22 protein-coding genes and 1 pseudogene are annotated in these 20,651 nt (G+C 67.6%); 13 read left to right on the forward strand and 10 right to left on the reverse strand.

What is annotated here, in order from left to right:
• Positions 1 to 10: 10 nt before the first annotated feature.
• Entirely contained in the window at positions 11 to 994 is a 984-nt protein-coding gene (locus tag BLW05_RS24405; protein WP_093166156.1) for an NADPH:quinone oxidoreductase family protein, read from the forward strand.
• 3 nt (positions 995 to 997) lie between these two features.
• Here BLW05_RS24405 and BLW05_RS24410 read toward each other — a convergent pair whose 3' ends face one another.
• Positions 998 to 1,747, reverse strand: coding sequence for a FadR/GntR family transcriptional regulator (locus BLW05_RS24410; protein WP_093166157.1), 750 nt, complete (start codon positions 1,745 to 1,747; stop codon positions 998 to 1,000).
• A 65-nt stretch (positions 1,748 to 1,812) separates the two neighbouring features.
• On the opposite strand from BLW05_RS24410, the gene BLW05_RS24415 reads away from it, so the two are divergent.
• The 10 genes from BLW05_RS24415 to BLW05_RS36055 are packed head-to-tail and all read left to right on the forward strand — an operon-like array spanning position 1,813 to position 10,643.
• Positions 1,813 to 2,973, forward strand: a complete 1,161-nt coding sequence (locus BLW05_RS24415) for an acyl-CoA dehydrogenase family protein (RefSeq protein WP_093166158.1) — start codon at positions 1,813 to 1,815, stop codon at positions 2,971 to 2,973.
• A 7-nt stretch (positions 2,974 to 2,980) separates the two neighbouring features.
• Entirely contained in the window at positions 2,981 to 4,117 is a 1,137-nt protein-coding gene (locus BLW05_RS24420) for an acyl-CoA dehydrogenase family protein (protein WP_093166159.1), read from the forward strand.
• Between the two features lie 11 nt (positions 4,118 to 4,128).
• Positions 4,129 to 5,661, forward strand: a complete 1,533-nt coding sequence (locus BLW05_RS24425; RefSeq protein WP_093166160.1) for an acyl-CoA synthetase — start codon at positions 4,129 to 4,131, stop codon at positions 5,659 to 5,661.
• Between the two features lie 10 nt (positions 5,662 to 5,671).
• On the forward strand, positions 5,672 to 6,550 hold the full coding sequence (locus tag BLW05_RS24430) for a crotonase/enoyl-CoA hydratase family protein (protein ID WP_093166161.1): 879 nt from the start codon (positions 5,672 to 5,674) through the stop codon (positions 6,548 to 6,550).
• A gap of 28 nt (positions 6,551 to 6,578) precedes the next feature.
• Positions 6,579 to 7,562, forward strand: a complete 984-nt coding sequence (locus BLW05_RS24435) for a Bug family tripartite tricarboxylate transporter substrate binding protein (protein WP_093166162.1) — start codon at positions 6,579 to 6,581, stop codon at positions 7,560 to 7,562.
• A gap of 7 nt (positions 7,563 to 7,569) precedes the next feature.
• Positions 7,570 to 8,544 carry an NAD(P)H-dependent flavin oxidoreductase gene (locus BLW05_RS24440; protein WP_093166163.1) on the forward strand — a complete coding sequence of 325 codons (975 nt, stop codon included), beginning with the start codon at positions 7,570 to 7,572 and terminating at the stop codon, positions 8,542 to 8,544.
• Positions 8,541 to 9,551, forward strand: coding sequence for a phosphotransferase family protein (locus BLW05_RS24445; protein ID WP_093166284.1), 1,011 nt, complete (start codon positions 8,541 to 8,543; stop codon positions 9,549 to 9,551). Before BLW05_RS24440 ends, BLW05_RS24445 begins: the two co-directional genes overlap by 4 nt.
• Positions 9,552 to 9,564: 13 nt before the next feature.
• A complete protein-coding gene (locus BLW05_RS24450) occupies positions 9,565 to 9,930 on the forward strand; it encodes a DUF6285 domain-containing protein (protein ID WP_093166164.1) in 366 nt (121 codons plus the stop codon).
• A gap of 18 nt (positions 9,931 to 9,948) precedes the next feature.
• On the forward strand, positions 9,949 to 10,278 hold the full coding sequence (locus tag BLW05_RS36050) for a tripartite tricarboxylate transporter substrate-binding protein (RefSeq protein WP_093166165.1): 330 nt from the start codon (positions 9,949 to 9,951) through the stop codon (positions 10,276 to 10,278).
• On the forward strand, positions 10,272 to 10,643 hold the full coding sequence (locus BLW05_RS36055) for a Bug family tripartite tricarboxylate transporter substrate binding protein (RefSeq protein WP_177142787.1): 372 nt from the start codon (positions 10,272 to 10,274) through the stop codon (positions 10,641 to 10,643). The genes BLW05_RS36050 and BLW05_RS36055 overlap by 7 nt, the downstream gene beginning before the upstream one ends.
• Here the strand turns inward: BLW05_RS36055 and BLW05_RS24465 are convergent.
• The 5 genes and pseudogenes from BLW05_RS24465 to BLW05_RS24485 form a co-directional block, all read right to left on the reverse strand.
• Positions 10,630 to 11,382 (reverse strand): enoyl-CoA hydratase-related protein, encoded by a 753-nt coding sequence (locus BLW05_RS24465; RefSeq protein WP_143044909.1) that lies wholly within the window; start codon positions 11,380 to 11,382, stop codon positions 10,630 to 10,632. The genes BLW05_RS36055 and BLW05_RS24465 overlap by 14 nt on opposite strands.
• A gap of 78 nt (positions 11,383 to 11,460) precedes the next feature.
• Positions 11,461 to 12,663: a CaiB/BaiF CoA transferase family protein gene (locus tag BLW05_RS24470; RefSeq protein ID WP_093166167.1), complete on the reverse strand. Its 1,203-nt coding sequence runs from the start codon at positions 12,661 to 12,663 to the stop codon at positions 11,461 to 11,463.
• Positions 12,660 to 13,709, reverse strand: coding sequence for a DUF7064 domain-containing protein (locus tag BLW05_RS24475; protein WP_093166168.1), 1,050 nt, complete (start codon positions 13,707 to 13,709; stop codon positions 12,660 to 12,662). Before BLW05_RS24475 ends, BLW05_RS24470 begins: the two co-directional genes overlap by 4 nt.
• Positions 13,710 to 13,723: 14 nt before the next feature.
• Positions 13,724 to 13,846, reverse strand: a pseudogene (locus BLW05_RS24480) (acyl-CoA dehydrogenase family protein); the annotation flags it as partial.
• Between the two features lie 30 nt (positions 13,847 to 13,876).
• Entirely contained in the window at positions 13,877 to 14,872 is a 996-nt protein-coding gene (locus tag BLW05_RS24485; RefSeq protein ID WP_093166169.1) for an NADPH:quinone oxidoreductase family protein, read from the reverse strand.
• A 372-nt stretch (positions 14,873 to 15,244) separates the two neighbouring features.
• Here BLW05_RS24485 and BLW05_RS24490 point away from each other — a divergent pair, with 372 nt between their 5' ends.
• Positions 15,245 to 16,216, forward strand: coding sequence for a Bug family tripartite tricarboxylate transporter substrate binding protein (locus tag BLW05_RS24490; RefSeq protein ID WP_177142794.1), 972 nt, complete (start codon positions 15,245 to 15,247; stop codon positions 16,214 to 16,216).
• A gap of 10 nt (positions 16,217 to 16,226) precedes the next feature.
• On the opposite strand, the gene BLW05_RS24495 is transcribed toward BLW05_RS24490, so the two are convergent.
• From BLW05_RS24495 to BLW05_RS24510, 4 genes are read right to left on the reverse strand one after another with little or no spacing between them, the layout of a single operon-like run.
• Positions 16,227 to 16,952 carry a tyrosine-protein phosphatase gene (locus BLW05_RS24495; RefSeq protein ID WP_093166171.1) on the reverse strand — a complete coding sequence of 242 codons (726 nt, stop codon included), beginning with the start codon at positions 16,950 to 16,952 and terminating at the stop codon, positions 16,227 to 16,229.
• Positions 16,952 to 17,824, reverse strand: coding sequence for a MaoC/PaaZ C-terminal domain-containing protein (locus BLW05_RS24500; RefSeq protein WP_093166172.1), 873 nt, complete (start codon positions 17,822 to 17,824; stop codon positions 16,952 to 16,954). Before BLW05_RS24500 ends, BLW05_RS24495 begins: the two co-directional genes overlap by 1 nt.
• A gap of 4 nt (positions 17,825 to 17,828) precedes the next feature.
• Positions 17,829 to 18,626 (reverse strand): enoyl-CoA hydratase/isomerase family protein, encoded by a 798-nt coding sequence (locus tag BLW05_RS24505; RefSeq protein WP_093166173.1) that lies wholly within the window; start codon positions 18,624 to 18,626, stop codon positions 17,829 to 17,831.
• Position 18,627: 1 nt separating this feature from the next.
• Positions 18,628 to 19,401 carry an SDR family NAD(P)-dependent oxidoreductase gene (locus BLW05_RS24510; protein ID WP_093166174.1) on the reverse strand — a complete coding sequence of 258 codons (774 nt, stop codon included), beginning with the start codon at positions 19,399 to 19,401 and terminating at the stop codon, positions 18,628 to 18,630.
• Positions 19,402 to 19,478: 77 nt separating this feature from the next.
• Here BLW05_RS24510 and BLW05_RS24515 point away from each other — a divergent pair, with 77 nt between their 5' ends.
• Positions 19,479 to 20,648 carry a thiolase domain-containing protein gene (locus BLW05_RS24515; RefSeq protein WP_093166175.1) on the forward strand — a complete coding sequence of 390 codons (1,170 nt, stop codon included), beginning with the start codon at positions 19,479 to 19,481 and terminating at the stop codon, positions 20,646 to 20,648.
• The last annotated feature ends 3 nt before the right edge of the window (positions 20,649 to 20,651 follow it).

The raw sequence follows: 20,651 nt of genomic DNA on the forward strand, positions 1-20,651 counted from the left end.
AATGCCAGCCATGAAAGCCATCGTCTGCCGCAATTTCGGGCCTGTCGACCAGCTCGACTACGCCGAGATCCCCGCCCGCCCGCTGCTGCCGCACGAAGTGCGTGTCCGCGTGCATGCCGCTGGCGTCAACTTCCCCGATTCGCTGAAGGTCGAGGGCCTGCACCAGATCAAGCCGCCGCTGCCCTGGGTGCCCGGCAGCGAGACGGGTGGCGTGGTCGAGGCAGTCGGCGCGGACGTCCGATCGGTCAAGGCCGGCGACCGCGTGATGGGCGTGTCCGACGCACGCGGCGGCGGCTTCGCCGAACAGATCGTGCTCGATGCGGCACGCGTGTTCGCGCTGCCCTCCGCCATGACCTTCGAGGAAGCGGCTGCGACGCCAGTCGTCTACGGCACCACGCTCTACGCGCTCAAGCAACGCGGTCGCCTCGCCCCCGGTGAATGGCTTCTGGTGTTGGGCGCGGCCGGCGGCGTCGGCCTCGCTACCGTGCAGCTCGGCAAAGCCATGGGCGCGCGTGTGATCGCCGCCGCCAGCACGCCCGAGAAGCGCGCCCTGTGCCTCAAGCACGGCGCCGAACACGCCATCGACTACACACGGACCGATTGGCGCGAAGAGGTCAAGGCGCTCACCGGCGGACGCGGCGTGGACGTGGCCTACGACCCGGTGGGCGGCGATGCTTTCGATGAGGCGGTGCGCTGCATGGCCTTCGACGGGCGCTACCTCGTGATCGGCTTCACCTCCGGCCGCATCCCCGACATCAAGGTGAACTACCCGCTGGTGAAGGGCTTCGACATCCTCGGCGTGCGCTACGACGTGTGGCGCGACGGCAGTTGGACCGAGGCGCGCGCCAACCTGCAGCAGGTGCTGGACTACTACGAGCAGGGTTGCGTGCGCCCACTTGTCTCTGGCAGCTACCCGCTAGGACGCGCAGTGGAGGCGATGCGCAGCATCACCTCGCGAGGCACCACCGGCAAGGTGGTGCTGGTCACCGGCTGACCGCTATTTGGCAGCTCGCGTCGGGGGGCGCTTGTGTTTCTTGTCGCGCTCGCTGATGAGATATTCCGTCACCCTTCGCAGATGCTCTGCCATAGCGTCGGAGGCTGCCTGCGCATTGCGCTTTCGCATGAGGTCGAGCACGCGCTGGCGCACCACCATGATGTCCTTGTTGGGGCGCGGGTCCACGGTGGCCAGCATCCCCCGGTACACCTCCGACAGGGCATCCACCATCATCAGCACCAGCGGGTTGTGCGTGGCCTGCGCGATGAGCCGGTAGAACTCGATCACCGACTGCGTATTGCGCGACGCGCGCCCCAGGCGAAACAGATCGGCGTGCAGGTCGATGTCGCGCTGGATCGCGTCGAACTCCTCGTTGGTCGCGCGCGGGCAGGCGAGACGGATCGCCACGCAGATGATCTCGGTGCGCGCCTCCATCACGTTCTCCAGAGAGGCCTGCGCGAGCGACACCATGTCCTGCACCGTCTGTGCAAGCCCGCCGCTGCCGCCGTTCCTGATGAAGAAGCCGCCCTGGATGCCCTTGCGCGCCTCCACCACGCCCGAGACCTCCAGGCTGCGCAACGCGTCGCGTGCCGCCGCGCGGCCGATGCCGAAGCGCTCGGCCAGCTCGCGCTCGCCGGGGAGCTGATCGCCCGGCTTCAGTTCGCCGCTCATCAACTGTTCACGAATGCGGTCGCACACGGCCTCGAAGCCACGGCGCGTGCGCACGGGTTGGAAGAGCGATTCGTTTGTCATGAAAGATCCTTTTGAGGGTTCCGCAGTATTGCATATTCATTGGTTGAACCATAAGATGATTCGCCATGGACCTGGAACTCACACCTGAACAGCGCGCCTTCCGTGACGAGGTGCGCACCTTCATCCGCGAAAACCTGCCTTCGGAGATCCGCGAACGCCTGCGCGCCGGCCATCCGCCGCGCAAGCAGGACACCGTGACCTGGCAGCGCATCCTCAACAAGCGCGGCTGGGCCGCGCCCCACTGGCCCAAACGCTACGGTGGCGCCGACCTCGGCCCGATGGAACGGCTGATCCTGCTCGACGAAACCTATCGCGCCCCCGCTCCGCTGCCGCAGGTGTTCAACGTCGGCATGCTGGGGCCGGTGCTGATGAAGTTCGGCACGCCCGCACAGTGCGACTACTTCCTGCCGCGACTGGCAAATCTCGATATCTGGTTCTGCCAGGGTTTCTCGGAGCCCGGCTCCGGCTCCGACCTCGCGTCGCTGCGCACAGCCGCGCGCCGCGAAGGCGATCACTACCTCGTCAACGGCCAGAAGATCTGGACCACCACCGCGCATCTCGCCGATTGGGTATTCGCCCTGGTGCGCACCGATCCCGAAGCCCGCAAGCAGGAGGGCATCTCGTTCCTGTTGATCGACCTGCGAACCCCCGGCATCACGATCCGGCCGATCTACTCGATCGACGGGGAGCACCATCTCAACGAAGTCTTCTTCGACGAAGTGCGCGTGCCCGTTGCCAATCTGGTCGGCCAGGAAAACAAAGGCTGGGATTGCGCGAAGTTCCTGTTGTCGAACGAACGCACCGGCATCGCCAACGTCGGCCTCTGCCGCGAACGACTCGACTACGCGCGCGAACTCGCCGGACGCTACACGCAGGCCGGCAAGCCGCTGCTCGACGACCCCAAGCTGCGCGCGGACATCGCCATGCTCGAGGCCGAGACGCGCGCACTGGAGATCACCAACTGGCGCTTCCTGCTCACCGACAGCGAACAGCGGCGCCTGCCCGCCTTCGCGTCGGTGCTCAAGCTCAAGGGCACCGAGCTGCAGCAGGAGATCAATGCGCTTCTCGCACGCATCGCCGGGCCGGGCGGGCTGGAGCGCCGTTCCGCGGACGAGGTCGCACACGGTCCGATCACACCGCGCTATTTCTATTCGCGCGCAGCGTCCATCTACGGCGGCACGACCGAAGTGCAGAAGGACATCCTGGCCAAGGCCATCGTCGGATAAGGCAAACATGAATTTCGAACTGAACGAGGAACAGGCGGCGCTCACCGAGAGCCTTGCGCGCCTGCTGACCGACCGCTATGGCTTCGAGAAGCGTCGTGCGCTCACGGCCTCGGGCGCGGCGCATGACGAGAAGACCTGGGCTGGATTGGCCGAGCTGGGCCTGACGGCACTGCCGGTACCCGAGGCACTTGGCGGCTTCGGCGGCCGTGCGCGCGACCTGCTGCCGGTGATGCAGGCCTTCGGCCGCTCACTCTCGATGGAGCCGTTCCTGGCCAGCGCCGTGCTCGCAGGCACCGCGCTGCGCCTCGGTGCCGACGAGGCGATACAGACACAACTGCTCCCCCGCATGGCCAGCGGCGAGCTCGTGTCGGCCTGGGCGCATGACGAACCCGCCGGCCGGCACGCGCCGCTGTGGGTGGAGACGCGTGCTGAACGCAAGGACGGCGGCTGGAAGCTCGATGGCATCAAGTCGAACGTGCTGGCCGGAGGACTGGCGAGGCACCTCATCGTGAGCGCGCGCGTCGCCGGTGCGCCGGCCGACGCGAATGGCTGCGCGTTGTTCCTCGTGGATGCGAAGGACGCGGGCGTCGCGCTGCGCGAGTTCCGCCTGGTCGATGACACGATGGCGAGCGAACTGGTGCTGAAGCAGGCCGCAGCACAACCGTTGGCCAACCACGAAGACTCGGCTCGCACCCGTCTTGCGATCGAAGGCACCGTGGCCGCAGGCATCGCCGCAGTGTGCGCCGACATGAGCGGGGCCGCACAGGCGGCCTTCGAACTCGCGATGGACTACCTGCGCACGCGCAAGCAGTTCGGCCGCCTGATCGGCGAGAACCAGGCGCTGCGCCACCGCGCTTCCGAGATGCTGGTCAGCCTCGAAATGACGCGCAGCATGGCCATGGCGGCGGCCGTCGCGGCAGACGATGCCGGCGCGGTAGACAGCGCCCTCGACCTGCACCGCGCGAAGCTGTCCGTCGCCCGCAACGCACGCAACGTGGCGCACGGCGCAATCCAGCTCCACGGCGGCATCGGCATGACAGAGGAATACGCCGTCGGGCACTACCTGCGGCGCATCCACGTGCTCGATCAAATGTTCGGCGACGCCGACGCCCATGCCGCGCGCCTCGCGGCAGCCTTCCATTGAGATCTACACCGATGAGCATCACTCCCATGATCTACCTCGACGGCCGCGGCGTGACGCGCGACGAGGTGCTGCGCGTGGCGCAGCAGGCAGCCACCGGCTTCGACGAGCTTGGCGTCAGCGAGGGCGACACCGTCGCCCTCCTGCTGCGCAACGACTTCGCCTTCTTCGAAGTGCAGCAGGCCGCAGCAGCAGTCGGCGCCTACGGCGTGCCGCTCAACTGGCATGGCCGCACGGAAGAGGTGATCTACGTGCTGGAAGACGCGAAGCCGAAGGTGCTGGTCGCGCATGCCGACCTGCTTGCACCGATCCGCGCACTCGTGCCCGCAGGCATCCGGGTCTTCGTGGTGCCGACACCCGAAGAGATCCAGCAGCGCTATGGCGTCCCGGCCGAACTCGCGCGGCCCCTGCCGGGCGACACGGTGTGGCGCGAATGGGCCGAGCGCTTCGAGCCGCTGCAGGCACCGCCGCGCCGCGCCCGCGCGACGATGATCTACACCTCCGGCACCACCGGGCATCCCAAAGGCGTGAAGCGCGAGCCCGCCACGCCCGAGGAAAGCAAGGCCTATGTCGAGCTGTTCGCCAGCGTGTACGGACTCAAGCCCGGGGTACGCGCGCTGGTGAGTGGCCCGCTCTACCACGCATCCCCCAACGCCTACGGCCGGCAGGCGCTGATGACAGCAGACGTGCTGGTGCTGCAGTCCAAGTTCGATCCGGAAGAGACGCTTTCGCTGATCGAGAAGCACCGCATCGACAACGCGGTGATGGTGCCCACGATGTTCGTGCGCATGCTGAAGCTGCCGCCCGAGGTGCGCAACCGCTACGACGTGCGCTCGCTGCGATGGGTCACGCACACAGGCGCACCGTGTCCGCGCGAAGTCAAGAAGGAGCTGATGGACTGGTGGGGCCCGGTGGTCTACGAGACTTACGGCGGCACCGAAGTCGGCACCGCCACGCTCGCCACGCCTCAGGACTGGCTGGAACATCCCGGCTGCGTCGGCATGCCGACGCCCGGCACGCGCATGGCCTTCTACGACGAGGCGGGGCAGCGCCTGGCCGAGGGCGAGACCGGCGAGATCTTCGCCCGCGTCCCCGCCTATGCCGACTTCACCTATCTCAACCATGAGGAGAAGCGCAAGAGCGTGGAGCGGGACGGCCTCATCAGCCTGGGCGACGTGGGCTACATGAAGGAAGGCCGCCTCTACCTGTGCGATCGCCGATCGGACATGGTGATCTTCGGCGGCACCAACATCTACCCGGCCGAGATCGAGATGGTGCTGACCCAATGCCCCGGCGTGAAGGATTGCGCCGTGTTCGGCATTCCCGACGACGACTTCGGCGAATCGCTCGCAGCCGCGGTCGAGCGCATGCCCGGCGCAGAGGTCACGCCGGAGGACATCCGCGCCTACCTGCTCGAACGGCTCGCGAAGTTCAAGGTGCCCAAACGGATCGACTTCCACGACTCGCTGCCGCGCGAGGACAGCGGCAAGATCTTCAAGCGGCGATTGCGCGACCCGTTCTGGCAGAACGCCGGGCGCAGGATCTGAGGGCAGGTCCATGGGCAAGTGGCTGCAATCCAGTGAACACCTCGTGTTCGAGGTGCGCGAGCGCGTCGCGCGCATCACCCTCAACCGGCCGGACCGGCGCAATGCGCTGTCGTGGGAGTTGCTTACCGAGCTGCGCGCCGCGCTGCTCGAAGCGGATGACCTGCGCAGTGTGAGCGTGATCGTTCTCGAAGGCGCCGGTCCCGATTTCTGCGCGGGCTACGACATGAAGTCGGCTTACGCACGCTACGCCGCCGAAGGCGATGCTGCGCTCGACTACCGCAGCGGCAGCGGCTCCTTCGACGACGACGTCTGGAAGCTCGAGCGCTTCCAGGAACTGCTGCACACCGCCTTCGTGGTGCACAAGCCGGTGATCGCCAAGGTGCACGGCCATTGCGTGGCGGGCGGCACCGACCTCGCGCTCTACTGCGACATGGTGATCGCGGCAGACGACGCGCGCATCGGCTTCCCCGCGACGCGCGCCATGGGCTCGCCGCCCAACCACATGTGGATCTACAACGTCGGCCCGCAGTGGGCCAAGCGCCTGCTGTTGAGCGGCGACGTGGTGAGCGGCGCCGACGCGGCCCGCATCGGCCTGGTGGTTGCGAGTGCACCTGCGGCTAGGCTGGAGGAAGAGGTGTCGACGCTCGCGAATCGCCTCGCCACTGTCGACCCCGATCTGCTGGCGACCCAGAAGCGCATCGTCAACCTCGCACTCGAACTGGCCGGTGCCGGCACCCTGCCCCGTCTGGCAGCCGAGATGGATGCACGCGCCCATCTCTCGCGCGCGAAGAAGGACTTCGACGCCGAGGTCGCCGCGTTCGGATTCAAGGCTGCGGTGCGCAAGCGCGACGAGCCTTTCGGCGAGGGCGTCGCCCGGCCGAGCTGGTGAATTTCCCCGGTCCTACAAGGAGACAAGCATGCCGAAGCATTTCACGCGCGCGCGACGCGCGTTCCTTGCCGCCGCCCTGACGCTTGGCGCGGTGTTGCCCGCAGCGGCGCAGAACGCGCCCTTCCCGAACAAGCCGATCCGCATCGTGATCCCCACGGCACCGGGCGGCAACATGGACGCGCTGGCACGCCTTTACGCGGCCAAGCTCACCGAGGCCTGGGGGCAGCAGGTCATCGTCGAGCCGAAGCCGGGCGCCAACACGATCCTCGCGACCTCGTACGTCGCCAAGTCGCCGGCCGATGGCTACACCGCGCTCTTCACCATCAGCGGCTTCATCCAGAACCTCGTGTTGCAGTCCAACCCTCAATACAAGATGAGCGATCTTGCCCCCGTGTCGCTGGTGGCGAGCTTCCCGATCGCCCTCGCGGCCAACGCCGCGCTACCCGCCAACGACCTGGCGGGCGTCATCCGTCTCGCGAAGCAGGACCCGGAGAAATACACCTTCGGCAGCTACGGCGTGGGCTCCGGCGCCCACCTGATCGGCGAAGGACTCAACAAGGCCGCCGGCATCCGCATCAAGCATGCGGCGTACAAGGGGGAGGCCGCGTCCTTCACCGACGTGGCGAGCGGCGAGATTGCACTGGCCTATGGCTCGGTGGGCTTCTATGCCAACCAGATCACCTCCGGCAAGGTCAAGCTGATCGCGGTGGCCTCGCCCAATCGCCTGAAGACCTTTCCGGACCTGCCCACTTTCGCCGAGCTCGGCTATCCGGACATCAACTTGCCCGGCTGGGGCGCGATGTTCCTGCCGGCCGGCACGCCCGCGCCGATCGTGGAGAAGTACGTGCAGGAGATCCGCCGCATCACGGCGATGCCCGACGTGCAGGCAAAGATCTATCAGCTCGGCTACGAGCCGGTGGCCAACACCAACACGGAGTTCGCGCAGTTCCTTCAGGAAGACCTGAAGCGCTGGACCCGGATCGCGCGCGAGAACGACATCCGCCTGGACTGACACGAACATGAAGAACCGCATCACCGAACTGCTTGGCATCCGCTACCCGATCGTCCAGGGTGGCATGCAATGGGTCGGCCGTGCCGAGATGGCCGCAGCCGTGTCCAACGCGGGCGGATTGGGCACGCTGGGCGCGCTGACCCAGCCCACGCCCGAGGACCTCGCCCGCGAGATCGAGCGCTGCCGCGCGATGACCGACAAGCCCTTCGGCGTGAACGTCACCATGCTGCCGACAGTGAACCCGCCGCCCTACGAGCGCATCTTCGACGTGATCGTGGAAAGCGGCATCCGCATCGTGGAGACGGCCGGCAACGTGCCCGCGGCGGTGTTCGATCGGCTGCGTGCCGCCGGCATCGTGATCGTGCACAAGTGCACCTCGGTGCGCCACGCGCTGGCGGCCGAGAAGCGCGGCGTGCACATCGTGAGCATCGATGGCTTCGAATGCGCGGGCCATCCCGGCGAAGAGGACGTGCCCGGCCTCGTGCTGATTCCCGCCGCGGTGTCGGCGCTGAACGTTCCGGTGATCGCCTCTGGGGGCATCGCCGATGGGCGCGGCATGGCGGCGGCCCTGTCGCTCGGCGCGGAGGGCGTGAACATGGGCACGCGCTTCGTCGCCACGCGCGAGGCACCGGTGCACGAGAACGTCAAGCAGGCACTGGTCAAGGCGCGCGAGAACGAGACTCGCCTGATCATGCGCACGTTGCGCAACAGCTCGCGCGTGCTGCTCAACCCTGTGTCGGAGGAAGTGCTCGAGCTGGAGCATCGTCCGGGCGGCGCCGCCTTCGAGGTGTTGCGGCCGCTGGTCAACGGGCAGCGTGGACGTGCAGCGCTGGAAAGCGGCGACACCACGAACGGCGTGATCTGGGCCGGCATGGTGGCCGGACTGATCGACGACATTCCTTCGTGCGGCGAGCTGATCGAGCGCATGGTCGCGCAGTGCCGCGCGCGGCTCGCGGCTGCCGCGGCCCTGGCAGCGGCATGAACGTCGAGCAGACGCGCGACGCCCTCGCGGCGCTGCTCGCGCGCAACGGCCGGCGCGGCGAGGTGCAGTCGCTGACGCGGCTCACCGGCGGCGCGACCAAGACGACTTGGTCCTTCGACTGGGTCGACGACGAAGGCCGTCATTCGCTCATCCTTCAGCAGACGCCCGGGCGCATGCAGGACGCGGAGACCTCCGCGCGCCGCCTGCCCAAACTCCCGGGCGAGGAGGACGCCGCATTGATGATCGTCGCGCGGGAAGCAGGCGTGGCCGCGCCCCGCGTCATGCATGTGCTCGCGCCCGAGGACGGACTGGGCGGCGGCTACATCACCGAACGCATCGAGGGCGAGGCACTCGGCAAGCGCATCGTGGCCGATGCCGAGTTCGACGGCGTGCGCCCGCGGCTAGCTGCACAGTGTGGCGAGATCCTCGCGGCCATCCACCGCATACCCGCGGACAGGCTTCCTTTTCTGTCGCGGCTGAGCCCGTCCGACGAGCTCGCGATCTATTCCGGCTTGCTCAAGGAACATGCCTTCGTGCATCCCGCGTTTTCGTACGCGCTGCGCTGGATCGGCGAACGCCTTCCGCCGGACGACCAGGCGCGCGTGGTGCACGCCGACTTCCGCACCGGCAACCTGATCGTCGATCCGGCAGACGGGGTGCGCTGCGTGCTCGACTGGGAGATCGCACGCATCGGCGATCCGATGCATGACCTCGGCGTACTGTGCATGCGCAGCTGGCGCTTCGGCGGCAGGGGCGAAGTCGGCGGCTTCGGCTCGCGCGAGGATCTGTACACGGCCTACGAGCGGGCTTCGGGCGTGTCGGTCGATCCACGGCGCGTGCGCTTCTGGGAGGCCATGTCCAACCTCAAGTGGGCCATTTCGTGCGTGCGGCGCGGACTGGCGCGCGGTGCGGACGGGCGGCCGGCAAGCAGCGAACTTGCCGCCATCGGACGGCGGCTGGAAGAGCCGCTGTGGGACTTCATGACGCTCGCCACCGCCAAGGACTGAGGAGAACGACCCCATGCCCGCCTTCGTCCCACCCGCCTCGACACTGCTGCAGGCCGCAGCCGACGACCTCGAACGCAATGTGCTGCCGGCACTCGCCGGATTCCCGCGCTTTCGCACGCGCGTCATCGTGAACGTGCTGCGACTGCTCACACGCGAACTCACGCTGGGCGATGCGGCCGATGCTGCCGAGCACGCGCGGCTGCAGGCGCTGCTCGACACGGACGACGAAGACCTGCCGGCGCTGCGCGCGGAACTGGCACGGCGCATCGAGTCCGGCGCAGCGGACCTCACTGACGACGCGCTGGTCCGGCATTTGCGCGAAAGCCTGCGCGAAGCATTGGCGATCGACAACCCCGCCTGGACCGCCGAACGCACGTGAACTCCAAGTAGACAGAGCATGCATAACACCACCCGACGCAGGGCCCTGTGTGCCTTGGCCGCTGCCTCGCTCGCATTCGCCGGCGCTGCCAGCGCGCAGGACAGCACCCGCTGGCCCGACAGGCCGCTGCGCATCGTGATCCCCACGCCGCCGGGTGGCGCACTGGACGGCACCGCGCGCCTGATCGCCGAGCGCCTCGCAGGTTCACTCGGCCAGCCGGTGGTGGTCGACAACCGTGCCGGGGCCAACGGCACCATCGCCTATGGCGTGGTCGCCAAGGCGCCGCCGGACGGCTACACGAGGCGCCGGCCGTACAGGCGGCACTTGGTGGACAGATCGCGGTGGTGATCGGCGCGGCCGGCACCCTCGCCGCCCAGGCACAGGCGGGTCAGATGAAGCTGCTGGCCGTCGCGCTGCCCAACCGGCTGAAGGACTCTCCGGACGTGCCCACTTTCGGTGAGCTGGGCTTTCCCGCGGTGAGTCTCTCGGGCTGGTCGGTGATGGCGGTCCCCTCGGGCACGCCCAAGCCGATCGTGGACCGGCTGTCGTCCGAGATCACCCGCATCGCTCAGACACCCGAGATATCGGCGCGAATCTTCGCCTACGGATTCCAGCCCGAGGGCGGCAGCTCCGACGCCGCCCGCCGCTTCGTGCAGGAAGAGACGACCCGCTGGACCGACGCCATCAAGGCGACCGGCATCACGATGGAGTGAGAAGGCCCTCGCGGGCCCAGCGCCTGCCGGCCAGGCGCCCCGAGCGCGACAACGTGATGTACGCGTCGCACCCGTCGGCCCCACCGAAGCAGATGTTGGTGGTGGAGCGATCCGGCATCGGAACCCGCTCGACCAGTGCGCCATTCGGGTCGACGCGGCGGCCCGCCGCATCGGCTTCGGCCCGCAAGACGGCATCGTTCAGGTCGAAGGCGCGGCGCGCGAGCGCAAGGCTGGCGCGCAACGCCAGCGGAGCATTGGCTGCCGCCAGCGCAGCGATACGCATCGCTTCGGGGATCAGGTGTTCAGGCGCCATCACTCGATTGACCAGGCCGAGGCGCAGTGCCTCGGAGGCGTCGATCGGCTCGCCGGTGGCGATCATCTCCAGCGCCGCGCCGCGCGGAATGCTGCGCGGCAGCCGCCACACGCCACCTGCGGTCGCAGCCAGACCGCGCTTGACCTCCGGCAGGGCGAACACTGCATCGACCGATGCGATCGCGAAGTCGCAGGCCAGCACGAGCTCGAACCCGCCGGCGACCGCCGCGCCGTTCACCGCCGCGATCCGCGGCTTCTCGCGCCGGGCATGCACGAAGCCAGCGAAACCGCCTTCGGATGTGGAGCGTCCGCCGGGCGCGGAGCCGCTCGCCAGTTCCTTGGGATCGGCACCGGCGCAGAAGGCCTTGTCGCCGGCACCGGTCAGGATCGCAACCTGCACCGAAGCGTCGCGCTCGACCTCGGCCACGATTGATCGCGTTTCGCGCCTGGGGCCGGTTGATCGTGATGAGCGCGACGCCGTCGTGGTGCTCGCGCAGCACGACGCTCATTTCACGGCTCCGCCCGTGCGCAGGCGCGCGATCTCGTCCTCCGCATAGCCGGCTTCACTCAACACCTCGTCGGTGTGCTCGCCGATGCCGGGCGCATGGCGCGGATAGGTCTTGTCCGCGCCCTCGACCAGGAAAGGGCTGCTGACCGTCAGTCCAGTGCCCGGAATCCCTTCGCCCGGCACCAGTGCGCCGCAGAGGCGCATCTGTTCGTCACCAAGCGCATCGCCACTGCGCGCGACCACGCCGACCGTGAGCCCTTCGTCGCCGAAGCGCGAGGTCCACTCCGCGCTGTCGCGCGCCTGAAAGACATCGTCCAGTAGCGCGGCGAGCGTCGGTGCGTTCTCGCGTCGCGCCGGCGTCGCGGCGAAGCGCGGGTCCTGCGCAAGCGCGGGACGCTCGATCGCACGCAGAAAGGCCTCCCAGTCGCGCTCTTCGGTCACGAGGCTGAGGATGAACCAGCGGCCGTCGCGGCAGCGATAGAAGTTGGTGAGCGCGTTGCGCGGCTGGCTGCGCGGTTGCCGGTACACCAGCCGTCCGCCGACCAGCATGCCCTGGATCGCCATCGCATTGGCCCACGCGCCGTTGGCCAGCAGCGAGGTGCTCACCATGCCGCCTCTGCCGGTGCGCTCGCGCGCATACAGGCCGGTGACGATCGCCGCGAACAACGTGACTGCAGTGGGCTGGTCGCCCAGGCCATTGGCCGGATTCGCGGGCGGCCCTTCGGGGTCGGGCCGCGTCAGGTCTGCCAGACCGCTGCGTGCCCAGTAGGTGGTGGCATCGAAGCCCGGCTTGCCGGCCTCGGGGCCGGTTTCTCCGTAGCCGGTGAGCGATGCATACACGAGTCGCGGATTGAGCTCGCGAATCGTCTCCCAGGCCAGGCCCAGACGGGCACGCACAGGCAGCGGGTAGTTGGTGATGAGCACATCGGCCTCGCGCACGAGGCGATGCAGCACCGCCTGGCCCTCTGGCTTCTTGAGATCGAGCGCGATGGCTCTCCGGCTGCGCGCTCCTTGCATCCAGAGATAGTTGTGCTCGGAGTACGCGAGATTCGGATTGAGGACCGTCTTGCGAAAGCCGTCGCCCTCGGGCACCTCGATCTTGATCACATCAGCGCCGAAGTCGGCGAGGATCGTCGCCGCAGCAGGGCCGGCGATGAAGCTCGCGACGTCGAGGACCCTGAGGCCGTTGAAGACGCTCATCGCGGTGCGTCCGCTCGCTGCTCCGAAATCGGCACGCCGTCGTTCATCAGGTCGCAGTACTCGGTCATTCCCAGCACGGTGCGGCCTTCGCAGGTGAACTCCGTCATGCTTTCCGTGATCCGCGTGTAGGTCTTGAAGTCGCTGGCCCCGACCTTCCGGTGCCGCAGCGGCACGGTGGTCACGGTCCGGCCCTTCATCACGTAGGTCTTGCGCTCGGTCGTGACCCATGCGGTGAGGCCCTTCGGAATCCATGCCTCGTCGTACTCGGTCTCGATGCGTCCGTCGATCACCGACTCGTAGACACCGTCGCGAAGCACGTTGCCGCTGATGCGGTTCGGCCCACCCTCGGGGCGCCCCTTGATGGACAGCAGGATGCCGAAGTCGCGCGAGAAGGTGACGGGCAGCCATTTGTACCAAAAGAAGCTGTGCCAATGCCGGGGCCCCCAGGACTTGTCGCGATACCCGGTCCCGCCGATGAGATCGTGCTTCACGCCGTCCACGGTGATGTGCCCGTTCACCGCCATGTTCTGCTCGGTATGCCCGCGATACACCGCGCGCTCGGGGTCGAGTTCGATCGGGCGCCCCTGCATGTCGACGATCTCGCCGCCATGCATCGGCGAGACGCCTTCGAAGTCCAGCGCAATCGAAGCGGGCCGCTTGGGATAGCGCTTGAACGCTGCGCTCGGATCGGCCATCGCCAGCGGATCGTCCATCACCAGCAGGTCGCCTTCGTAGCGCACGCGATGCCGCTTGAACGGCTCGATCACCTCGAAGCTCATGCCCGCGGCTTCCATCCGCTCGTTGCCGGTGATGCCGGGGCGGGCAAACATGAAGCCCACCCGGCCGTCGGGCAGGTACACGCAGCAGGTCATCTCCGCATGGCCCTCGTTGGGCCGGTTGCCGACGCGAACCCATGCGCCGATGCGGCGCGCGGAATCGAAGGCATTGAAGTACATGCTCTCGTTGTAGTTGCCCACCGGCTCGGGCGGGTGCGTGTATTCGTCGCGTGGGTCCAGCTTGAGCCAGGTTTCGGGCGGCATGTACATGAGGGGGAATCCTTTCAATGTGTCGCCAGTTCGAGGCGGGCGATCTGGTTGCGATGCACTTCGTCGGGGCCGTCGGCGATGCGCAGGCCACGCGCCTGCGCATACGAGCGCGCAAGGATGAAGTCCTGGGACAGACCGAATCGGGGAAAGTACCGAGAGAGGCGCCGCTAATGCGGAACGCGAAGCCAGGCCTTGCCCACTGTGGAGCGGCCTTCGAGCGCGGCCAAGGCCGCCTGTGCGTCGTCGAAGTCGAACGAAGGCCCGGGCATGAGGCGGATGCGGCCTTCGGCATGCCAGCCATAGACCTCGCGCGTGAGCTGCGCGGCCAGCGCGATGTCGCGCTTGCGCACCTCTCCCCATAGCACGCCAACCGCACTGGCGTTGTGAAGGAGCAGCCTGTTCGCCGGCAACTGCGTGAGCGTGCCGGCCGCGAAGCCGATGACGAGGTAGCGCGCGCCAAAGGCAAGGCAGCGCAGGCTCTGCGCGCCGATCTCGCCGCCCACGGGGTCGTAGATCACGTCGGCGCCGCCGGGCGCGACCTTGCGAAAGGCATCGACCCAATCGGGATCGCCGTAGTCCAGCGCAGCATCCGCACCCGCATCGAGACACGCTTGCACCTTCCGTGGTCCGCCCGCGGTGGCGATCACACGCGCGCCCATCAGCTTGCCGAGTTGCAGCGCCGCACTGCCGACGCCACCGGCCGCGGCATGCACGAGCAGCGTCTCGCCCGGCTGCAGGCGCCCGGCCATGCGCAGGGCGAACAGTGAAGTCGGATAGTTGCTGCGCAGCGCGAGCGCGTCGCCCGGGTCGATGTCCTGTGGAATCGCGACCGCTTCGCTGCACGGCACGAGGGCGTATTGCGCGAAGCCACCCTGCCGCGAAGAACTCGCGACGCGCGTGCCAACCGGGAGATCGCCGCCTTCCCCCGCCACGATGGTGCCCAGCACTTCGGAGCCGGGGGTGAAGGGCAATGGCGGCTTGACCTGATACTTGCCGCGCACGATCAAGGTGTCACCAAAGGCGAGGCCCGCGGCCTCCACGCGCACCAGGTATTGGTCGGGGCCGGGTCGCGGCACCTCCACGTCGCGAAGATGCATCTCGCCACGGTCGCTGATTTCCTCGACGCGCCATGCACGCATCGAGAGGGGCAGGTTGTTTGTCATCGGGACTCCTTCGTCGCCGCCCAGCCCGCATCTGCAGTGGCTTGAACGCGCGCCGCCACGGCGGCTGCCCGGCTGTTGGCCGCGTTGCCGTCGAGTGCGCGCCGGGCCACGCCCTGCTGGATGGCCGCGAGGCGGAACATGTTGAATGCGAGGTGACAGTGCCAGTGCGCAATGCGCGCATCGTCGCGACCGCTTGCGCGGCCGTAGGCGTATCAACCCATCGAGCGCGGTCGTCTCGGCCACATCGAACCCACTTGCTGCCGTGAATGTTGGGGTGGATGAATTATTCACTTTGTCGTTTAATCTATGGTTGAACCAATGATCACAACGAATCGTATAGCACTCGAATCCATCACACAAGGAGACATCGCAATGAACTTCACCCGACGCCAGACGCTTGCAGCAGCCCTCGGCTCGCTCGGTGCGGGCGTCCTGCCGCTCGCGCAGGCGCAGTCGCAGCCCTTCCCTTCACAGGTCATCAAGTTCGTGATTCCCACGCCGGCGGGCGGGGGCCACGACACCATGATGCGGCTCATCGGCCAGAAGCTGACCGATGCCTGGGGCCAGCCTTGCATCGTCGAATCCAAGTCCGGCGCAAGTGGCGCCATCGCCGCTGCAACGGTGTCGCAGGCGCCGGCCGACGGATACACGGTGCTGATCGGCTACAGCGCGCTCCTCAGCAACACAGTGCTGATGCCGAAGCCCGGCTACCGGCTCGAAGACCTGCAGCCGGTGGGCATGCTGGCGCTCACGCCGATCGCGCTCGGCGTCCGCGAGAGCCTGCCGGTCTCCACGCTCAAGCAATACGTGGCGCTCGCGAAGACGCGGCCCGGCAAGCTCTCCTACGGCTCCTATGGCCAGGGCTCGGGCGGTCACTTCGTCGGCGAACTGTTCAACATGGCGGCCGGCATCGACACCGTGCACGTGCCTTACAAGGGCGAGACCCCTGCGCTTCAGGACCTGATCGGCAGCCAGATCGATGCGGCAGTGACGTCGGTCGGCGGCGTGAATCGCTACCCCGGCAAGATCAAGCCGCTCGCCGTCGCGAGCGCCGAGCGCTTTCCCGTGTACCCCGACGTGCCGACCTTCGCCGAGCTGGGCTATCCCGAGGTCGACATGCCCGGCTGGGCCGCTGCCTTCGTGCCAGCGAAGACGCCGAAGGCGATCGTGGACAAGTTGACCGCTGAAATGGGGCGCATCGTCGCGATGCCGGAGGTGCGCGCAAAGCTTCTTGAGCTAGGCTTCGAACCGGCGCCATGGAGCGCCGACAAGACGCGGCGCTTCATGAAGGACCAGCTTGCCCTCACGCAGAAGCTGGTCGATGCGGGGCGAGTGAAGCTCTGATCCTCAGCGGTCAGCGGTGGACAAGCAGGCGCGCACACAACCTGCTGCGCGCCTGTCGATCAAGACCGAGCGGTCCTTCCAGATAGGCGTCCATCGAGCCCCAGCGGCTTTCGATTTCGTCGAATGCGCATTGCATATAGTCGGCGCGGACCGAGGCGAGCAGTGCCCAGTCGGCCGAGACGCCCTGCATGGACCAGCGCCCGTTGCTTGCCAGGAAGTCATCGAGCACCGCTTCTCGCGGCACTCCGAGCGCAAGCAGCAACAACGCCGCCGCCCAGCCGGTGCGGTCCTTTCCGGCGGTGCAGTGAATCACCAAAGGAAGCGGCGTTGCCTCATCGGCGACCAGCCGCAGGAGCGAAGCGAAGACAGGCGCGTGCTCGTTCACGAAGCGGCGATAGACCTCGAACATGATGGCGGTCAGCGCGGACTGGTCGGGTTCCCCCGCCTCGCGCAGTTCGCGCAGCGCGCCCATCGCGCGCGGCTCGATCGCCAGATGCGACTCCCTGATCCCGAACTGCAACAGGCGGGAGGGCACGCGCATCCGCTCGTCCGTGCCTCGCAGGTCGATCACCGAACGGAATCCGATGGCGCGCAGCGCTTCCAGCTCGTCGTCCGCGACCGCGCCGAAATGGCTGGAACGCCAGAGTCGACCGGGCGCAATGACATGACCCGACGCCGTGCCGATGCCGCCCAGGTCGCGCAGGTTCGGCACGCTGGCCGCGACCGGCGTGGCCATCAGGCCCCCAGGACTGCGCGCCCGTTGGCAAGCACCTGCACGCCGCGCTCCTTCACGCTGGCACGGAAGGCGATCTCCTCGGAGCCCAGGCGCCAGCAATCGAGCACCAGCGTTTCGCCGGGGTAGACCGGGGACGTCAGTCGCGCACGGATCGACTTCATGCGCGAGGCATCGTGCCCGCAGAACCTCGCCAGGATGCCGCGGCATGCGTTGCCATAGGTTGCGAGCCCGTGAAGGATCGGCCGCGGAAAGCCCGCCTTGGCCGCCACTGCGGGATCGATGTGCAGCGGGTTGATGTCGCCGGAGAGCCGGTACAGCACCGCTGCATCTGCTTGGGTCGGCATCTCGATCGTCACCTCAGGCGCGGCGTCCGGTGTTGCGGGCGCAGCCGGTGCGGGCTCGTCGCCACCGCCGTTCTTCGAGAACCCTCCGTCGCCACGCAGGAACAGCACCATCTCCGACGTGGCGATCTGGCGGCCTGTCGCCTCGTCGGTGAGAGTCTTCTCCACATGCATCGTCGCGCCCTTGCCTTCGCCCTTGTCGACGATGCGCGTGACGCGGCTCTCGCCGATCAACGTGCCGGATGCGGGCAATGGCGAATGGATCGTGACGCCCTGCTCGCCGTGCACCAGCTTCAGGTAGTCGATGCCGAGTTCCTTGCGATCGCGCATCCAGAAGCCCGGCGAGGCCAGGACCGCGGCCATCGTCGGCACGGCCTGGAGTTCCTTTTCGTAGACGAAGCGCAGTTCTTCCAGCGCCAGCGGATCGGCGGCGAAGCCAACCCCAAGGGCATAGAGGATGGTGTCGCGCTCGGTGTAGCTGTGGCGCACCGGATCGGAACGCCAAGCCTTGGTCTTCTCGTAGTCGATCATGCTTTCAATCCTTGTTCGGCCAGCGGAACTGCGCCGGCTCCTTGCCCGCGAAGCGACGGATCGCCTCACGAAAGTACGCGCTGGACGAGGCAATCGCCTGCGAGGACGCCTCCATGTCCAGCATGGTCTCCAGATCGCTCTGCAGCGTCGAGGCCAGCGCGCGCTTGGAGAGGCTGAATGCGGTCGGCGACGCATTCGCGAGACTTCGGGCCAGCTCCATTGCACGCGGCATCAGGGCCTCCGGTGCGAGAGCCTCCAGCGCGAGGTTCATGCGCAAGGCCTCGTCGGCGCCGAACTCGCGCGCCGAGTAGATGAGGTCCTTGGCACGCTGCAGTCCCACTACGCGCGGCAACTGGTACCAGGCTCCGACATCGGGCACGAGGCCGATTCGATGGAACACCATGGCCAGCCGCGCGCGCGTGCTCACCAGCACGATGTCGGCATAGAGCGCCATGCTGAGGCCGGCACCGAATGCGACCCCATCGACTGCGGCAATCAGCGGCTTGTCCAGCGCCGCCAACGCGCGTGCCAGTTCGGCGTAGCGCGCCATGCCCGCACGTCGCTGCTCGACCGTGCGCGCGCCGCCGTCGGCCATGCCCTTGACGTCGCCGCCTGCACAAAAGTCGCCGCCCGCACCCGTCAGCACGACGGCGCGGATGTCATCGTCGGCACGCAGCGCCCGCAACGCGGCAACGAGCGCGTCGGTGGTCAGGATGTCGATCGCGTTCTTTGCCGACGGCCGGTTCAGCGTGAGGACGGCCACGCCGTCCGCGCGCTCCAGGAGGACGCTGTCGCCCGTCATGTCAGAGGCTGATGTGGAAGCCGCCGTTCACGCCCAGATGCTGGCCCGTGATGTAGCTCGATCCATCCGACAGCAGGTAGCACACGCTCTTCACCACCTCGCCCGGCGTAGACCAGCGGCCCAATGGAATCTGCGCGAGCATCTGGTCGCGGAACTTCTCGCCGCGCACGACTTCGGTCATCGGCGTTTCGACCACGCCGAAGCAGATCGAGTTGGTGCGGATGTTGTAGCGACCCCATTCGCGCGCGGCCGTCATGGTCATGCCCAGCATGCCGGCCTTGGCCGCCGCGTAGTTGATCTGGCCGATCGAACCCTTGCGGCCCGCGTCGGACGAGATGTTCACGATCGAGCCGCCCGTCTTGTCTCCGCCCTTGGCCCGCTCGACCATGTGCCGGCCCGTGGCGCGCATCCAGTAGAAGGAACCGGTGAGGTGCACATCGATCACCTCCTGCCACTGCTGGTCGGTCATCTTGTCGATCATGGCGGGGCGGATGATGCCGGCGTTGTTGACAAGGCCGTGCACCGCGCCGAACTTGGCGACCGCTTCTGCAACCGCGCGGTCTGCAACGGCCGGGTCAGCCACGCTGCCTTGCACCGCAAGCACGCGCGCTTGCGGCAGCGGCGAGACAGCGGCATCGAGCGTCTGTCCATTGAGGTCGACGGCCACCACGTTGGCGCCGAGGTCGATGGCCAGTTCCACAATGCCCTTGCCGATGCCCTGGCCGGCCCCGGTGACGACGATGGTGCGCCCTTGCAGGCTGACGATGGGATCCACTTTTGCTGCTCCTTGTTAGCTTGTTCGATGGTTGAACCAATGATATCCTACTCGCGAACAGTGGCTGGAGCAAACACATGACCATCAAACGCAAGGCCTGCATCGCAGGCGCCTACGAACACCCGACACGCAGGGCCCCCGACAAGACCGTCGCGCAGTTGCACGCCGAATGCGCGCGCGGCGCGCTGGCGGACGCCGGGCTCACCCTGCAGGACGTCGACGGCTATTTCTGCGCCGGCGACGCGCCCGGCCTGGGTGCCAACAACATGGCCGACTACCTGGGCCTGACACGGCTGCGCCATGTCGACACGACCGACACCGGCGGATCGGCCTACCTGATCCACGTGTCGCACGCTGCGCAGGCGATCGCCGCCGGCAAATGCGATGTCGCGCTGGTGACCCTGGCGGGTCGCCCGCGCAGCGAAGGATCGAGCGGCGTCGCGCCCCGGCTCGTCACGGCCAACACGCCGGACGTGCCCTGGGAGATGCCCTACAGCCCCGTCACGGTCAACATGTACGCGTTGGCCGCCGCCCGGCACATGCACGAATACGGCACCACCAGCGAGCAGCTCGCCTGGATCAAGGTGGCGGCCGCCGCCCATGCGCAGCACAACCCGAACGCGATGCTGCGCGAGCCGGTGACCGTGGAGGAAGTGCTGGCCTCACCGATGATTTCCGATCCGCTGCACAAGCTGGATTGCTGCGTGGTGAGCGACGGCGGCGGCGCACTGGTGGTGGTGCGGCCCGAGATCGCCGCACGTCTGAAGCGCCCGGTGATCAATATCCTCGGCGCAGGCGAAACCATCAAGGGCCAGCTCGGCGGCCAGGTCGACCTGACCTGGTCGGGCGCTGCGATCTCCGGCCCGATCGCGTTCAAGGAAGCGGGCGTGAGCCCGGCCGACATCCAGTACGCATCCATCTACGACAGCTTCACCATCACCGTGCTGATGCAGCTGGAAGACCTCGGCTTCTGCAAGAAGGGCGAGGGCGGCCGCTTCGTGGCCGACGGCAACCTGATCTCGGGCGTCGGCAAGCTGCCTTTCAACACGGACGGTGGCGGCCTGTGCAACAACCATCCGGCCAACCGCGGCGGCATCACGAAGGTGATCGAAGCCGTGCGCCAGTTGCGCGGGGAAGCGCACCCGAAGGTCCAGGTGCCCGGCTGCACCCTGGCTCTGGCCCAGGGCACAGGCGGGTTGCTCGGCTCGCGCCACGGCAGCGCCACCCTGATCATGGAAAGGCAATAAGCG

The sequence above is a fragment of the Variovorax sp. YR216 genome (assembly GCF_900107745.1).
Lineage (GTDB): Bacteria > Pseudomonadota > Gammaproteobacteria > Burkholderiales > Burkholderiaceae_C > Variovorax.

Excerpts from the sequence above, each read along its gene's own strand:
- BLW05_RS24405 (WP_093166156.1), top strand. The coding sequence starts at position 11 with ATGAAAGCCATCGTCTGCCGCAATTTCGGGCCTGTCGACCAGCTCGAC.
- BLW05_RS24410 (WP_093166157.1), bottom strand. The coding sequence starts at position 1,747 with ATGACAAACGAATCGCTCTTCCAACCCGTGCGCACGCGCCGTGGCTTC.
- BLW05_RS24415 (WP_093166158.1), top strand. The coding sequence starts at position 1,813 with ATGGACCTGGAACTCACACCTGAACAGCGCGCCTTCCGTGACGAGGTG.
- BLW05_RS24420 (WP_093166159.1), top strand. The coding sequence starts at position 2,981 with ATGAATTTCGAACTGAACGAGGAACAGGCGGCGCTCACCGAGAGCCTT.
- BLW05_RS24425 (WP_093166160.1), top strand. The coding sequence starts at position 4,129 with ATGAGCATCACTCCCATGATCTACCTCGACGGCCGCGGCGTGACGCGC.
- BLW05_RS24430 (WP_093166161.1), top strand. The coding sequence starts at position 5,672 with ATGGGCAAGTGGCTGCAATCCAGTGAACACCTCGTGTTCGAGGTGCGC.
- BLW05_RS24435 (WP_093166162.1), top strand. The coding sequence starts at position 6,579 with ATGCCGAAGCATTTCACGCGCGCGCGACGCGCGTTCCTTGCCGCCGCC.
- BLW05_RS24440 (WP_093166163.1), top strand. The coding sequence starts at position 7,570 with ATGAAGAACCGCATCACCGAACTGCTTGGCATCCGCTACCCGATCGTC.
- BLW05_RS24445 (WP_093166284.1), top strand. The coding sequence starts at position 8,541 with ATGAACGTCGAGCAGACGCGCGACGCCCTCGCGGCGCTGCTCGCGCGC.
- BLW05_RS24450 (WP_093166164.1), top strand. The coding sequence starts at position 9,565 with ATGCCCGCCTTCGTCCCACCCGCCTCGACACTGCTGCAGGCCGCAGCC.
- BLW05_RS36050 (WP_093166165.1), top strand. The coding sequence starts at position 9,949 with ATGCATAACACCACCCGACGCAGGGCCCTGTGTGCCTTGGCCGCTGCC.
- BLW05_RS24470 (WP_093166167.1), bottom strand. The coding sequence starts at position 12,663 with ATGAGCGTCTTCAACGGCCTCAGGGTCCTCGACGTCGCGAGCTTCATC.
- BLW05_RS24475 (WP_093166168.1), bottom strand. The coding sequence starts at position 13,709 with ATGTACATGCCGCCCGAAACCTGGCTCAAGCTGGACCCACGCGACGAA.
- BLW05_RS24485 (WP_093166169.1), bottom strand. The coding sequence starts at position 14,872 with ATGACAAACAACCTGCCCCTCTCGATGCGTGCATGGCGCGTCGAGGAA.
- BLW05_RS24490 (WP_177142794.1), top strand. The coding sequence starts at position 15,245 with ATGAACTTCACCCGACGCCAGACGCTTGCAGCAGCCCTCGGCTCGCTC.
- BLW05_RS24495 (WP_093166171.1), bottom strand. The coding sequence starts at position 16,952 with ATGGCCACGCCGGTCGCGGCCAGCGTGCCGAACCTGCGCGACCTGGGC.
- BLW05_RS24500 (WP_093166172.1), bottom strand. The coding sequence starts at position 17,824 with ATGATCGACTACGAGAAGACCAAGGCTTGGCGTTCCGATCCGGTGCGC.
- BLW05_RS24505 (WP_093166173.1), bottom strand. The coding sequence starts at position 18,626 with ATGACGGGCGACAGCGTCCTCCTGGAGCGCGCGGACGGCGTGGCCGTC.
- BLW05_RS24515 (WP_093166175.1), top strand. The coding sequence starts at position 19,479 with ATGACCATCAAACGCAAGGCCTGCATCGCAGGCGCCTACGAACACCCG.